The organism is Salinivibrio sp. MA440, assembly GCF_001996265.1.
Taxonomy (GTDB): domain Bacteria; phylum Pseudomonadota; class Gammaproteobacteria; order Enterobacterales; family Vibrionaceae; genus Salinivibrio; species Salinivibrio costicola.
Genome location: NZ_MUFI01000063.1, coordinates 1 through 14622 on the forward strand (window position 1 = coordinate 1; position 14622 = coordinate 14622).

11 protein-coding genes and 1 other annotated feature are annotated in these 14622 nt (G+C 48.7%); of the genes, 4 read left to right on the top strand and 7 right to left on the bottom strand.

The features are described from left to right. Positions 1 to 243 precede the first annotated feature (243 nt). Positions 244 to 621 carry an autonomous glycyl radical cofactor GrcA gene (grcA, locus tag BZG80_RS14660; protein ID WP_021022125.1) on the top strand — a complete coding sequence of 126 codons (378 nt, stop codon included), beginning with the start codon at positions 244 to 246 and terminating at the stop codon, positions 619 to 621. Between the two features lie 57 nt (positions 622 to 678). On the opposite strand, the gene thrC is transcribed toward grcA, so the two are convergent. From thrC to thrA, 3 genes are read right to left on the bottom strand one after another with little or no spacing between them, the layout of a single operon-like run. Next, positions 679 to 1965, bottom strand: a complete 1287-nt coding sequence (gene thrC / locus BZG80_RS14665; protein WP_077459807.1) for a threonine synthase — start codon at positions 1963 to 1965, stop codon at positions 679 to 681. Further along, positions 1962 to 2921 carry a homoserine kinase gene (gene thrB / locus BZG80_RS14670; protein WP_077459808.1) on the bottom strand — a complete coding sequence of 320 codons (960 nt, stop codon included), beginning with the start codon at positions 2919 to 2921 and terminating at the stop codon, positions 1962 to 1964. Before thrB ends, thrC begins: the two co-directional genes overlap by 4 nt. Positions 2922 to 2923: 2 nt before the next feature. Next, entirely contained in the window at positions 2924 to 5383 is a 2460-nt protein-coding gene (gene thrA, locus BZG80_RS14675) for a bifunctional aspartate kinase/homoserine dehydrogenase I (RefSeq protein WP_077576420.1), read from the bottom strand. A gap of 25 nt (positions 5384 to 5408) precedes the next feature. Beyond that, positions 5409 to 5526, bottom strand: a sequence feature (Thr leader region). Positions 5527 to 5690: 164 nt separating this feature from the next. On the opposite strand from thrA, the gene aceK reads away from it, so the two are divergent. Then, positions 5691 to 7430 (top strand): bifunctional isocitrate dehydrogenase kinase/phosphatase, encoded by a 1740-nt coding sequence (aceK, locus tag BZG80_RS14680; RefSeq protein WP_077679688.1) that lies wholly within the window; start codon positions 5691 to 5693, stop codon positions 7428 to 7430. 108 nt (positions 7431 to 7538) lie between these two features. Beyond that, positions 7539 to 8012, top strand: coding sequence for a hypothetical protein (locus tag BZG80_RS14685; protein ID WP_198532962.1), 474 nt, complete (start codon positions 7539 to 7541; stop codon positions 8010 to 8012). A gap of 1 nt (position 8013) precedes the next feature. Here the strand turns inward: BZG80_RS14685 and BZG80_RS14690 are convergent, their stop codons facing one another. Beyond that, positions 8014 to 8496, bottom strand: coding sequence for a putative 4-hydroxy-4-methyl-2-oxoglutarate aldolase (locus tag BZG80_RS14690; RefSeq protein WP_077679685.1), 483 nt, complete (start codon positions 8494 to 8496; stop codon positions 8014 to 8016). Positions 8497 to 8532: 36 nt separating this feature from the next. Continuing rightward, positions 8533 to 8955 carry a DUF3293 domain-containing protein gene (locus BZG80_RS14695; protein WP_077459812.1) on the bottom strand — a complete coding sequence of 141 codons (423 nt, stop codon included), beginning with the start codon at positions 8953 to 8955 and terminating at the stop codon, positions 8533 to 8535. Between the two features lie 433 nt (positions 8956 to 9388). On the opposite strand from BZG80_RS14695, the gene arcA reads away from it, so the two are divergent. After that, positions 9389 to 10108, top strand: coding sequence for a two-component system response regulator ArcA (gene arcA, locus BZG80_RS14700; protein WP_077679686.1), 720 nt, complete (start codon positions 9389 to 9391; stop codon positions 10106 to 10108). Positions 10109 to 10199: 91 nt separating this feature from the next. On the opposite strand, the gene arcB is transcribed toward arcA, so the two are convergent. Both arcB and BZG80_RS14710 read right to left on the bottom strand, forming a co-directional pair. Then, complete coding sequence (gene arcB, locus BZG80_RS14705; protein ID WP_077576417.1) at positions 10200 to 12572, bottom strand: aerobic respiration two-component sensor histidine kinase ArcB; 2373 nt, start codon at positions 12570 to 12572, stop codon at positions 10200 to 10202. A gap of 9 nt (positions 12573 to 12581) precedes the next feature. Continuing rightward, the gene (locus BZG80_RS14710; RefSeq protein WP_077679687.1) at positions 12582 to 14375 is read right to left on the bottom strand and encodes a diguanylate cyclase domain-containing protein; all 1794 of its coding nucleotides are present in this window, start codon (positions 14373 to 14375) and stop codon (positions 12582 to 12584) included. Between the last annotated feature and the right edge of the window lie 247 nt (positions 14376 to 14622).

Below are 14622 nucleotides of genomic sequence, written 5' to 3' on the forward strand. Positions count from 1 at the left end.
TTTGTAATAAAATAACAACATAGACAGGCTCTTTAATACGAATAGGTTTTTATTGCACTTAAATACGTGCTACATAACTGAAATAAATGAACTTATGTTGATGCAAGATAAATACTCACCCCCTAAAAATGGTCATAAGTTGACCTAAATCAATATATATACATCGAAAAAGGCGTATATATAAGGGCTCAAAATGATGAAATCTTACATCATTAAAGTCACTATCAATAAAGGGGATAGGCCATGATCACCGGCATTCAAGTAACCTCAGCGGCCAATGATGACCTTATCAATTCTATCTGGTTGATCAATAAAGACGCAGACCAAGCTCGTTGTGTTTGTGCAAAGCAGGGCTTTGAAGCAGACCAAGAAGTTGCTTTGTCTTCTTTGGGTGAGTTTGACTATCGCGAAGTCGAAATCGAAACCCAAGCCGTTAACGAAGGCGGCCAGCATCTCAACGTTAATGTACTGAAGCGCGAAACGTTGGAAGATGCCGCCAAGCATCCAGAGAAATATCCGCAACTGACCATTCGCGTATCAGGGTATGCCGTCCGTTTTAACTCGCTAACACCTGAGCAGCAACGTGATGTGATTACTCGCACCTTTACTAGCTCGCTATAAACAAAGGTCGAATACACCCAATAAAAAGCCCGCTACGTAGAGAGCGGGCTTTTTTTATTACGCGTTTGCCAATCGAAGTAAATACGCCCTTAAAGCGGTAAAATCAGCGTCTTGCTCGCTAGATAACAGTGCCATCTGCGCATGCTTGGCTAACGGACCGGGCAAGGGAATATCTTTTTCTAAAATGGCATCAACCGACTCTTTAAACTTCGCCGGATGAGCCGTACATAAAAAGATCCCTTCTTCCCCATCTTCAAGTTGCTGCTCAAGTAACCGGTAAGCAATTGCCCCATGAGGTTCACATAAATAGCCGGCTTGAGCCAACGCGCGTAAGCTCTCTGCCGTTTCTTCATCGTCTGCCCACCCAGAGGCGAGCTCAGCTAACGGCCATTGCTGACGGCGAAACAGCTCTTCAATACGGGGCCAATTATTCGGCTGACTCACATCCATCGCATTTGACAAGGTTGCCACGGTTTGATGCGGTGCCCACTGACCGGATTGCAAATAACGCGGTACCGTGTCATTGGCATTGGTTCCGGCAATAAACCGTTTAATCGGTAACCCCATCGCTTTGGCCAGTAACCCGGCCGTCAGGTTGCCAAAGTTACCACTCGGCACGGCCATGACCAATTGATCGCGTTTGTGCTTGGGCACTTGGGCGACCGCTTCAAAGTAGTAACAGATTTGTGCCATCAAACGGCTGATATTGATCGAATTCGCCGAGTTAAGCCCTATCGTCTGTCGCAGTTCGTTATCATCAAAGGCTTGTTTGACGAGGCTTTGGCAGTCATCAAAGTCGCCATTAATGGCGACGGTATGGATATTGCCGCCAAGGGTACAAAAGAGCTTTTCCTGCAGTGGGCTGATTTTGCCTTTTGGGTATAAGATCACCACATCAATATTGTCGATCCCATAAAAGGCGTGAGCAACCGCGGCCCCTGTATCCCCGGACGTTGCAGTCAAGATAGTGATCTTTTTACCATCAGACACCGCTGCAATTGACTGCGCCATAAAACGGCCGCCGAAGTCTTTAAACGCCAATGTCGGCCCATGAAAAAGCTCGAGCGCATGAATATGTTCGCCCACTTGCTTAAGCGGAGCGTCAAAATTAAACGCTTCGCTGACCAGCTCACGCACATGACTTTTGGGCAACTCCTCGCCAATCAGTGCCGACAAGATCTCGGTACTGCGCTCAACCAATGGCATGGCAAGCAGTGCATCCATGTCATCAAACTGTGGCAAAGCATCGGGAAAGAACAGCCCTTGTCCACGTCCTAACCCTTGCTGAACCGCTTGAGAAAACGAAACGACTTCGCTGTGATCTTTTATGTTGTAAAGCTTCATGCATGACTTCCTATTGCTTTTGCGCCTTGTCCATCAATGCGACATACATGAACAAAGCCATCGTTATTTTGTACATACTGCTCACGCAGCCATTGCGCCAAACGTTCAGCAACCTGTTGATCATCACAGACACTAAACAGGGTGGGTCCTGAGCCGGATATTCCCGTAGCCAATGCCCCACAGTTTGCCGCGTGCGCCCGTGCTTCAGCAAAACCAGGGAGTAATTTTTGTCGGTAAGGTTCAGCAATCACATCACATATTAAACTGGCCGCCAGTTTAGGTTGTTGGGTGTGACACGCATGAATAAAACCACCGAGATAACGGCCGTGTGCGATCACATCCTGACGGCGATATTGCGCGGGTAAAATAGTACGGGCCTCTGCCGTCGATACCTTGATACCAGGATAGGCCATGACCCAATACCAGTTTTCAAAGTGCGGCACCGCTTGACTGATCACGCCTTGGCTTTCGAGCATGAGCTGTAACCCACCGAGGTAACAGGGCGCGACATTATCATAATGAAGACTGCCTGAAATCGATGCCTCCATTTCTCCCATTAGCGCCAGCATGGTGGTTTCATCTAACGCATGATCGTGAAAGCGGTTTAACGCATCCAAAGCGGCCACAATCGAACAGGCGCTAGATCCCAGCCCCGACCCGATCGGCATATTCTTTTCCAATACCATAGCGACAGGTTTGACCGACTGATTATTCGCCTGCAAGGCTGCGGCGTATGCCAGGTAAGCTTTGTACACAATGTTATCTTGCTCATCCGGCGGTAACTTATCGGTAAAGCGGCCTTGGCAGCGCAATGAAAAAGGCGTTTTTCCCCCATCAGCTACTTCAACCACATCGCCAAGTAAACTGCCGTCGATAGGGCTAACTGCGGCGCCCAACACATCAAAGCCAACACTGACATTACCAATCGATGCTGGCGCATAAACACGTACCGCCATGGTTATACTCCCAATTTCCAGCCGAGTGTTCGCATCAGATCCGCAAACACCCCCGCCGCCGTTACGGCAGTCCCTGCGCCGTAACCGCGCAGAACTAACGGAATTGGCTGATAGTAGCGGCTGTAGAATGCCAGTGCGTTTTCACCGTCTTTGATTTTATTCATTGGATCATCACTGGCAACAGCTTGAATTTTCACAAAGCACTGGCCGTTCTCAATCCCACCAATATAACGCAATACTTTCCCTTCTTGCGCAGCCTGCTCCGACCATTGCTTAAAATAAGCATCCGCTTCAGGAAGCCGAGCCATAAAGCTGTCGACGTCACCGGATTGATCAAAGCCTGGCGGTAAGGCCGGCTCCACGTTGACGTCATCGAGTTCAAGCTCCATGCCAGCCTCTCGAGCTAAGATAAGAAGCTTGCGCGCCACGTCCATCCCGGACAAGTCATCCCGTGGATCCGGTTCGGTAAAGCCGTTTTCTCGCGCCACGTTGGTAGCTTCACTAAAACTTGCCCCTTCATCTAGTTTGCCAAAGATGTGAGACAGTGAACCGGATAAAATACCGGAAAAGCGTGACAGTTCATCCCCGGCTGCAATCAGGTTTTGCAAGTTTTCGATCACAGGTAAGCCAGCACCAACCGTGGTCTCGTACATAAACTTACGGTGGGTTGCACGCGCCGCCTGACGCAGCTGGTGGTAATACGCAAGGCTACTGGTATTGGCTTTTTTGTTCGGCGTGATCACATGGAACCCCGCCTGTAAAAACGCCGTATATTGGTCAGCGACTTGTTGGCTCGAGGTGCAGTCGATCAGCACTGGATTAATAATGTGATTACGCTGTACTAACTGGATCATGCCGGCCAAACTGAAGTCGGAAAGATGATTGGGTAAATCATCGCGCCAGGTATCCAGATCAATGCCTTGGCTGTTCAGCCACATGCCCTTGCTATTGGCCAACCCACACACACGCATCACAATCCCTTGCTGACGAAGCTTGGCCTGCTGACGACGAATTTGCTCGATGAGCTCGCCGCCGACCCCACCGACCCCAACAATGAAGACATCCAAATGGTGCTGGCTATTAAATAAGTTTTCGTGACAGGCTTTGACCGCCTCGGATACCCGCTCTGAGGGAACAACAGCCGAAATTGCACGCTCTGATGAGCCTTGAGCGATGGCAACAATATTGACATTCACTTCCGCCAGAGAGGTGAAAAAGCGCGATGCGACCCCTTTTGATGTGCGCATACCATCACCCACCAAGGAAACAATTGAAAGATCATCGATAAACTCAACCGGCTCGAGCAAGCCGTCTTTCAACTCGAGCTCAAAGTGGATACTCAGTGCTTTTTCTGCTTTGGTTTTATCTTGGTTTTGAATACAAAAGCTAATGCTGTACTCAGAGGATGATTGAGTGATAAGAACAACCGATACCCCAGCCGACGACATGGCGCCAAACACGCGTGATGCCATCCCCACCATCCCTTTCATGCCCGGACCTGACAGATTCACCATGCTCAAGTCACTTAAGGTAGTGATCCCCTTGATTGGCAGCTTGTCCTCGCCACTATCATCACCAATGAGGGTGCCTGCACCTTGCGGGTTGGCGGTATTTTTGATGAGGCAAGGAATATGGAACCGGGCGATCGGCGCAATGGTTTTAGGGTGGAGAACTTTGGCCCCAAAATAAGACAGCTCCATCGCCTCTTGGTAGCTCAGTGATTTTAGCAAGCGTGCATCAGGCACTAGACGCGGATCACAGTTGTAAACGCCATCAACATCAGTCCAGATCTCACAACATTGGGCGCGCACACACGCAGCCAGCACAGCAGCCGAGTAATCAGAGCCATTTCGCCCTAACGTAACCAGCTCACCGTTTTCATTTCCGGCCATAAAGCCTGGCATCAGCCCGATATGTTGCGCCGGGATCGGAGATTGTTTAAATCGCTGCGATGACGCTTCGATATCCACTTCGGCACTTAAATAACTGCCCGACGCAGCAAAATAATTAACGGGGTCAATATCAAACACGGCATAGCCACGAGCTTCTAAGAGCGCATGCATTGCCGCTACCGATAAACGCTCCCCTTTGCTTACCACGCGCGCATAGGTGCTATCGGGACACAAACCGAGCAGGCTCATGCCGTGCACATATTGACGAAGCTGTCCGAGACTACGGGTTAATTTGTCAAATAGAGGCTGAGTTTCAAGGTTAGGTTGACACTCGGCAAGCCCATGAAAAAGATCGGTAAAAAGGCTTTCTAACTCTTTAAGTGGCAGCTCTGCCTCACCATGTTTGACCGTGTTGTCGACCACTGAGACCAAAATATTGGTGACTTTAGCAGGCGCGGACAAAACCGCAGAGACATCACTTTGTCCTTGATTACTCAGAATAATATCGGCAGCGCGGCTAAATCGTTCGGCATTGGCCAACGATGTACCACCAAATTTTAAAACTCGCATCCTTTTGGGACCTCTCTCTTTAAGATAAAAAAAAGCCCGTACCTGGCAAGGTACGGGCTTTTTTTGGAAATTCTGTGCGTATCAGCCCGCACCAACACAAAGTGTGCCAGTAATAATGGTGGTTGTGGTGGTCAAGGTGCTGATCGTTAGTTGCATGTGTGTTGCGTTTATCATTTATTTTGTTGAGTTCCCCTTAGGTGTATCGAATCATGCTGCCAAGGTCAACAAAAAAGTGATGCCGATTGCTTTTTCAGCAAAACTCTGCGAGCTTGAACCGAGGGAAAAACGTTCACGGAAAGGAGCGAAAATGACACAGGACGCCATGGCGCAGCTGGTTGCAAACACCATCTTACAAGGCTCGGATGCCATGTACGGTCGCTTTCTTGATGTGACATCGGGCGCACAAGAACGCTTTGAACAACAAGATTGGCAAAGTGTGCAGCTTGCACTTAAAACGCGTATTCAATTTTATGACCACCATGTTGGCTTAGTCAGCCAACAGCTCCGCGCGATGCTTGGGAAAGAACACGCCACTCGCTCGTTTTTGATGGCGGTAAAAGCGGCCTATATCCGGTTGCTCGATGATTACCCGCGCTACGATATCGCTGAGAGTTTTTTTAACTCTGTCTACTGCCGGATCTTTGAGCATCGGAATATTCGTCGTGACAAATTGTTTGTGCAAAGCGCTCAAGGGGGACGAATTCCTAAGTACCCCACGCCACTACTTCGGCGGTTTCAATCTCAAGCAGGCATTTATGCCACGCTAGAACGAATGCTAGATAGCACACCGTTTACCCTACCTTGGCGAGATAAAACCGGTGATCTTAAGCGAATAACCCAAATCCTGCAGGCGCGCTTTGGCCCCCAGCTCACAATGAGCTTCACCCTTGAGATGGTCCGTCAGCCATTTTTCCGCAATAAAGGCGCGTATCTGATTGGCAGGCTCGATATGGCCAATCAACGCCGACCGCTGGTATTACCGCTCGCGATTTCTGATCACGGTGAGCTCTATATTGATGCCTGCATTACCGACAGTGATGACGTCAGTATCGTATTCGGCTTCGCTCGCTCCTACTTTATGGTTTACGCTCCGGTACCTGCCGCTTTAGTCGACTTTCTCAATCAGCTCATGCCCAATAAAACGCCCGCAGAGCTCTACACCGCCATCGGATGTCAAAAGCATGGTAAGACAGAGTTATACCGTGAGTTTCTTCATCACCTGGAAAACTCAGACGATTTATTTGATATCGCCCCCGGCGTAAAAGGCATGGTGATGTCTGTATTCACCCTCCCCTCATACGGGTTTGTGTTTAAAATCATCAAAGATAAGTTCGCACCGCAAAAACAAATGACCCATGCCCAAGTGCGGGAGAAATACCGGCTGGTCAAAGAGCATGACCGTGTTGGTCGTATGGCCGACACCCAAGAATACCGTCATTTTATTTTCCCTCGCGATCGGTTTAGTGACGCATTAATCGACGAACTGCTCGCGGTGGCGCCGTCTTGCATCACGGTGACCGACAGCGAAGTACGGATTCGCCACCTATACATGGAGCGGCGAATGATCCCACTTAATATCTATTTAGAGCAAGCGGCACCCGAGGCGATTCCCCAGGCGGTACAAGAATATGGCGATGCATTAAAAGAACTGGCCGCCGCCAATATCTTTGCCGGCGATATGCTGTTTAAAAACTTTGGTGTCAGTCGCCACAACCGGGTGATTTTTTATGATTACGATGAAATCGCGTATTTAACCGAGGTTAACTTCCGCCGTATTCCTCCGCCGCGTTATCCTGAAGACGAATTAGCGGCTGAGCCATGGTACAGCGTGGGAGAGAACGATGTATTCCCCGAGGAATTTCGTACCTTTTTACTGGTTAACCGAACGGTGGCAAAAGAGTTTGATCGTCTTCATCCTGAGCTATTTGAGGCGGCCTATTGGCAACAACTGCAACGTCAAGTGAAAGCGGGGCATTTTCACGATGTACGCCCATACAACGATGAAAACCGCCTGAGTCATACACAGATGGCAATAAAACCAGCTTGATCGTCACAGGTCATGGGCTACAAAACGTTTTTTTGTCTACACTCACGGTAGCGAACAAACAAGAGCCCACCGAGCTCAGCGTTAATCAAAAGCTAAGAGGCAAAGGATGTGAGCGTAAAACAACTAGGATGGTTGGCCCTCGCCCTACACGTCGTGGCGACACCCGCGTGGGCTGAAAAACTCACGAGGAACACCGCACCTGAATTGGCGTCAGAGCATTTTTTTATTCAGTCTATTCCCTCGGCGAGCCAAGGCTTTGACAGTTGGACGGTCCAATCAGGCTATCGCTATCCACTACAGAATGTCTCTGTCTACATAGGAACACAGTTAAAAAGCGAGACTGCACAATCGACCAGCGCGCATGGTTTACTCAGCGGCATTGATTATCATTTTACCGACAAGCTACGTGTGTCGAGCCAGATTAGCCATGACAATGATAACGCCTTAATTGATCAATGGGGCGTCAGCAGTCGCTACCAATTTAGCGACGCTTTTGGCGTCAATGCCGGACTAGATGTTGAGTTTGATGCCGACGCCGCCCCCGAATCTATCTATCAACTCGGGGTAGGGCTAAGTTTTTGATTCACGTGTTTAGCGGATTGGTGCACACGATCACACCATTTTGGTCTGCATACAGATAATCCCCCGCTGTCAGGGTGATCCCCGCAAGCGTAATCGCCACATCAACCTCACCTTGACCGTATTTTTGCGTTTTAATTGGACACACTCCCAGTGCTTTTATGCCCAGCGGTAAGGTGGATAAGGTGGCCGCATCACGCACGGGCCCGGCAATCACAATCCCCGCCCAATGGTTATCGACCGCACTTTGTCCAATTAAGTCGCCTAACAAAGCTCTATCCATGGCACCTGAACCGTCAACAACCAACACCTGCCCATCACCGGGCGACGCCAATAACGCCTTCACTTTCGAGTTATCGCGATAGCAACGCACCGTTCGTACTCGACCTTCAAAGCCACGTTTTGCCCCATAGTCAAACCATTGCATCGGTATCCATTGCACCGCGTCAGGGTGTTGGTCACATAAGTCAGGCAGTTTATCGTCCATGATATCTTTCTCCTCATTATTAATAGGGTGACTCGTTTACGTCTTTGCCGCCACCAACAAGGAAGAAAAACGCACGTTAAGTGATTGTGGCGTAAAGTCTGTCATTAAGGCAGGCAACAACCATAATGTATCGTTTTCAACCCAGTAAATCGCGTTTTGCTCCCAAGTTTTCGCCAAGGCCACGGCATCCGATGACGCAATCGCGACCGCAAAACCAGGTTCAAACCAACTTCCATCCGGTGCGCCACCATTCATCGGCCAATAACGGAGACCGGCCTGCGTCATCGCCTTGGCAAGCCGCTCATTACGTAAGTAATTCTCATTGTCAGATAAAGGTTGGCTGCGTGGATTAAATGCGGTAAGAATAGCAAATGCAGCCGCATCGGGCGCTTGAGGGGCATGAAAAGCGATCGATTGGTAAGTTTTCCACAAATCTTGCTGCGTATTTTGATCACACATTATTTACATCCATTGGCTACTAACACTATGCTTAATTACTAATTATGCGCGATTATTCATGAAGTTAAACGGATAGTTGGTACTAACTGACACGTAACATGCTTTTGATTGGGGTCAATAAAGGATGAAAAAAATCATCAACCTTCATCCTAATATATTGTTAGCGTGCTGTTAAATGAATACAATTGGCGATAATTAATGGATAGCACAGTGATCGGCTTGGCGTTGAATCAAGTCCGCCATGCCCCGTCTCAAGCTGGAACACACGGTGCGTTGTCTAGCATCGACGAACACTTCTCTATGGATGGCGTGCCATATGTTAGTTGCGAGGTTCGCGGTAGACATTCCTCGCATTTTGTAAATTTTTTTCACAGGCTAGTCGGTCTAGACTGTGGAATATAACCGGATTCTATTTAGATATTAGGTATCGCCAATGCAAACCCCGCAAATTCTGATTGTAGAAGACGAACAGGTCACACGTAACACGCTGAAAAGTATCTTTGAAGCCGAAGGTTACAATGTGTTTGAAGCCAGCGATGGCGACGAAATGCATCAAATCCTGTCAAACCACCACGTTCACCTTGTGATCATGGATATCAACCTGCCTGGTAAAAATGGCCTACTCCTGGCGCGTGAACTACGTGAACAAGGGGATATGGCACTGATGTTCCTGACCGGGCGAGATAACGAAGTTGATAAAATCCTTGGGTTGGAGATCGGTGCAGATGATTATATCACCAAACCGTTTAATCCCCGTGAACTGACTATCCGTGCCCGCAACCTGCTCACGCGTGCGTTAAGCAGTGTGAACGGGAGTGAAGAGAAACGTAATGTTGACGTTTATACCTTCAATGGTTGGACGTTAGATATTAACAGCCGTTCACTGATCAATCCTGAGGGAGAAACCTTCAAACTGCCTCGTTCTGAGTTCCGTGCATTGCTTCACTTTTGTGAAAACCCTGGCAAGATCCAGACCCGTGCTGAACTGCTGAAGAAAATGACCGGCCGCGATTTGAAACCGCATGATCGTACGGTTGATGTCACCATTCGCCGGATCCGTAAGCACTTTGAATCGCACAGCGACACACCCGAGATTATTGCCACCATTCACGGTGAAGGCTATCGCTTCTGCGGCGAGATTGAAGAGAAGTAAGTGTCAACGCTAAGCCGATAGTCGGTGAAAACTACCGTTTGTACAGGCAAAAGGCGCCCAATCTAAGGCGCCTTTTTTTGATCTTATCAGGTTAACGGTGAGTGTCGCTTTGCTCATCTAACCAGGCCTTTAATACCGCTAAATCGTGCGGGTAACCCGCTTTTATTTCATCGATCCAATCAGCAATATTTTCCCACCATGCCGGTAAATCAGGCGACTGAGCTTTTTGCGCGACTTTTTGGATATGTTTTAACCCCACCGACCCCGCGGCGCCTTTAATTTTATGGGCTTCTGAAACAATGCCGTCTTGATCGCGTGCGGTCATGTTCGAGTCTAAGATCGCGATATAGTCTGGCATGGTTGCTTCAAACATTTCGATACTTTGGCGTACAGGCTTAATTCCCACCAGCTCGACGTATCCGGTGAGCATGTCCATATCCAATAAGCGCTCAGCTTGCTCATTCGCCACTGGCCGCGCCGCTTGCGTCTGAGGTTCAGATTCAGCAGTCTGCGCGGATACCGCCTCGCCGGCCAAAGCATGATGCGAAATCACGTGATTGAGGGCTGAGACACTAATGGGTTTACTGATAGCATCGTCCATACCTTGCGTTAAGTAGCTATTTTTATCGTTGATCACATTGGCCGTCAGAGCAACCAAGGGCGGTAAATGCGCGTGATGCTGTCGCCATGTCGCGGCGACATCAAACCCGGTCATATCCGGTAACTGAATGTCGAGTAAGACGAGATCAAACGCGCCAGGCACAAAAGCATCAAGCGCGGCTTGCCCGTCGCGAGCAACGGTGACGTCATGACCCAGGCTTTCAAGCAAGCTGGTGGCGACGGTGATATTCAGCTCAATGTCTTCGACAAGCAAAATACGTAACGCATTGTTTATCAGCGCAGGGGAAGGCATCTGTTCTTCATTGGGTTCACTCAGTGGCACACTCACCGTAAGTGTAAACGTACTGCCTTGACCTTCTTCACTGTCGAGGCTGATATCGCCACCCATCAAACGCGCCAGTTTACGCGAAACGGCTAAGCCAATCCCAGTGCCCACGGCATGCAGGTTTTCACCGGCTTGTTTTACCTGATAGTACATTGCAAAGATCTTATCTTGCTCATCCGCAGGGATCCCAATACCACTGTCTTCAACATCAAAACACAGATGAGCAGTATCGTGATCAACCTCAGCACTGACCGTGATAATCACACAACCTTGCTTGGTAAACTTGACCGCATTCCCCACCAGGTTCCAAAGAATTTGCCGTAAACGGGTCGCATCCACTGCAACGTACTCGGGCAAGTCCGTGACCCGCTCGAGTTCAAAACGTAGACCTTTTTGCTCCGCCATCAATGTCGATATATTATCAATCTCGGTCACAAACTCGCGCAGATCGATGCTGGTAGGATGCAATGACAAACGTTTTCGATCGGATTTATCTAAATCGATAATGTCATTAAAAATGTTACCTAGCGTGATGGCACTAACGTAAATGGTGCGTAAGTAATTACGCTGTTTATCGTCTAATTGAGAGTCGAGCAGTATTTGACTGAGCCCCACAATGCCATTCAACGGGGTACGAAGTTCATGACTAATGGTCGAAATAAACGCTGTCTTTTCTCGACTCGCTTTTTCTAGCGCGTCTTGGTAACGCTTACGCTCGGTGATTTCGCGTCCAAAGCCGAGTAATCCTAGATGTCGCCCGTCTCGTGAAAAGAAAGGGACTTTGCGCAACTCAAAATAGGCTTTTCGACCATCTTGATATTCCAGCCATTGTTCATAGGTAATCGAGACATTGGCATCAAAAACTTGCTGGTCCGTTTCAACCACTTTTTCAGCAATATCTTCACGATAAACATCCCAAGGCGTCATGCCCTTTAGGGTTTTCTCATCGTAACCGGTGAGCTCTTCCATTGCGCGATTGCAACCGGAAAACTGGCCCTGGGCATTGCGGTAATAAATTAAATCGGGCGAGGCATCGATAAATGATCGCAGTAACGCGGTTTGCTCAGCCAATTCTAACTGGGCTTTTTCACGCTGATAAACTTCATTTTCCAGATCTTTAATCGCCTGTTGCCGCGCTTCCTCAGCTTTTTCTCTTTCTTCTATCTCTAAGTTGAGCTGCTCAATGTTCTCGGTTAATTGACGGTTTAAACGCATATCGCGCGCGCGCATTTCTTCAAGTTTTGAGACGAGCTTGGATAAACGTTGACGAGACTCTTCCAGTTGATCCACCACCACTGATAAAAAATAGACCGCCCAGGGAGTGATGATCAGACCAAAAAATACAGAACGAATAATGTCGATATTCTGGACCGTGCCTTCAAGCACCAGCGTGATGCCCACTTGCACCACAACCGCCAGCGCTACTAAGGCTAAGGCGAGCAGCATGCTAAAGCGCACAATCCCGAGTTTAACCAGTAAATCGACATAATATTGTGCGAGGACTTTAAGTTGTTTCATAAAGGATGATTAACCGCTAGATTCTAGGTAAGTCGACTCGGCGACCGAGGCGCGTCGAGGGCTTGATCCGTGTGGTGTCGGCATGCCTTTCACTACACTCACTTGATTTCGACCGTTGCGTTTAGCTTGATATAAAGCGCGATCCGCTTGCTGGATTAAATCACCGTAATCACCATCCGCGGTAGGTGTCACACAAGCAACGCCAAGGCTGATAGTAATTTTACCGGTAATCACTGCCTGATGATGGGCAATGTCTGCCGATAGCACCCGCTCGCGTGCAGTCTCGGCAACCTGGATAGCGCCGTTCAGTTCGGTTTGCGGCAATATAATGGCAAACTCTTCGCCGCCATAACGCGCCACCACATCAAGCGGCCGGTGAACGGCTGAGGTCAACGCGTTTGCCACTTTTTGTAACGCCCAGTCACCTTGTTGATGACCATAGTGATCATTGTACAGTTTAAAATGATCGATATCACAGAGGATAAAGGCAAGTGGCGTGCCTTCACGCGCTTGTGAACGCCACAGTTTGCTCAGCTGTTCATCTAAACTACGTCGATTCGCGACTTGGGTGAGGCTGTCGACAAAACTGAGTGCTTGCAAAGCCATAATGGCGTCGGCAAGCTGCTGTTGCGTTTCTTTTCTTTCGGTAATATCCCGTGCCATCAGCAAAATGGCAGGGTCGCCCGTCACCGGATCTTGAATGCGTGATTTTGCCACCTCATACCAGGTTTGCTCGCCTGACTGACCAAGAATGACATCCTCATAAGTCATGGTTTCACCCGTATCCAATACTTGTTGATCACGCTGTCGGTGTTGATCGAAGATATCAGGATCAACCACTTTCTGCGCAGGGGCGTTTTCCAACGCCTCAATCGTAGTGCCTAATGCATCAGCATAAGCTTGGTTGCAAGCCAAGTGATAGTAGTCTTGGTCATAGATCCCAATCGGATCGATACTCGACTTAAAAATCGCACTGAGTAAATGACTGCGTTGCTCTAAGACCTGCTCAACGGATTGGCGCTGTTGCGCTTCTTTTTGTAATCGCTCTTGCATCTGGTGCCAGTTGGTCACATCGTGGCTGATACACAAGGTACCAATGATTGCCTGTTTATCATTTTTAAGTGCGGTGATATTAGTCTCTAATAAACAGCTTTCATCATTGTGTTGTGTCGCCCATGTCCGTTCAGTTTGAGGCTGCGTCAGCGGCTGATCCGCTTGCCAAACAATGGCCTCTTGCTCACGGCCTTGCCAAAAACGATCAAATGCCGCATTGGTACCGACCACATTCCCTTCCACATCTTGAAAGCACACCAACTCCTCCAGCGAGTTAATCACGCTCAAGAGTACGCCTTGCTCTTGCTCATGAAGCTGCCAATGGGTGCGCTGATCCGTCGATGATAAGGAGACAACCCATGCTCGCTTTCCTCGACAACGAATCGGTAACCCCGATAACTGCACGTTGACACGCACCCGATTCGCCCCCGGCGCTCGGACTTTCGCATCAACATGAGAAAAAGGTTGCGGCCAGGGCTGTGCTAGGATGAATGCCTGAACGGCTTGCTGCTGTCGCGGGGTAGCAGTTTTAAATTGCTGTTGGCTATCGACCAGTGAAAAGGTGTCTACGCATGCAGCATTGGCATATAAAATGTCGCCCTGTTCGGCAGTCACAATGGCATGCGGCGTTTCCAAGCTGGCCATGTAAACCTGCCAGTCAGATAGCGCCACTGTCTCTTGACGCGCTCGCCATCCGTAACCCAGCACGCCACCGGCCAATAAAACAAGCAAAAAAATAAAAAACGCCATGCCGCTCCTGTGCCCTTGTCCCTAATGTGTTCTATCCAGTTTTCACTCGCATCGTATTCTGCCACACATTACATTGGGGGCGTGATTACCCTGTTCACAGCTTTATAAATATCATCCGTTATTTTATTACATCAATCTGTAGTGATTTTCGCTATGAAAGTGGACGCATAAAACGCACCCTTCTCTGTTTGTTGTTAAAATTAGAATATCTACTCAAACTCTGCCTTTATTTAATAATTATTTAACT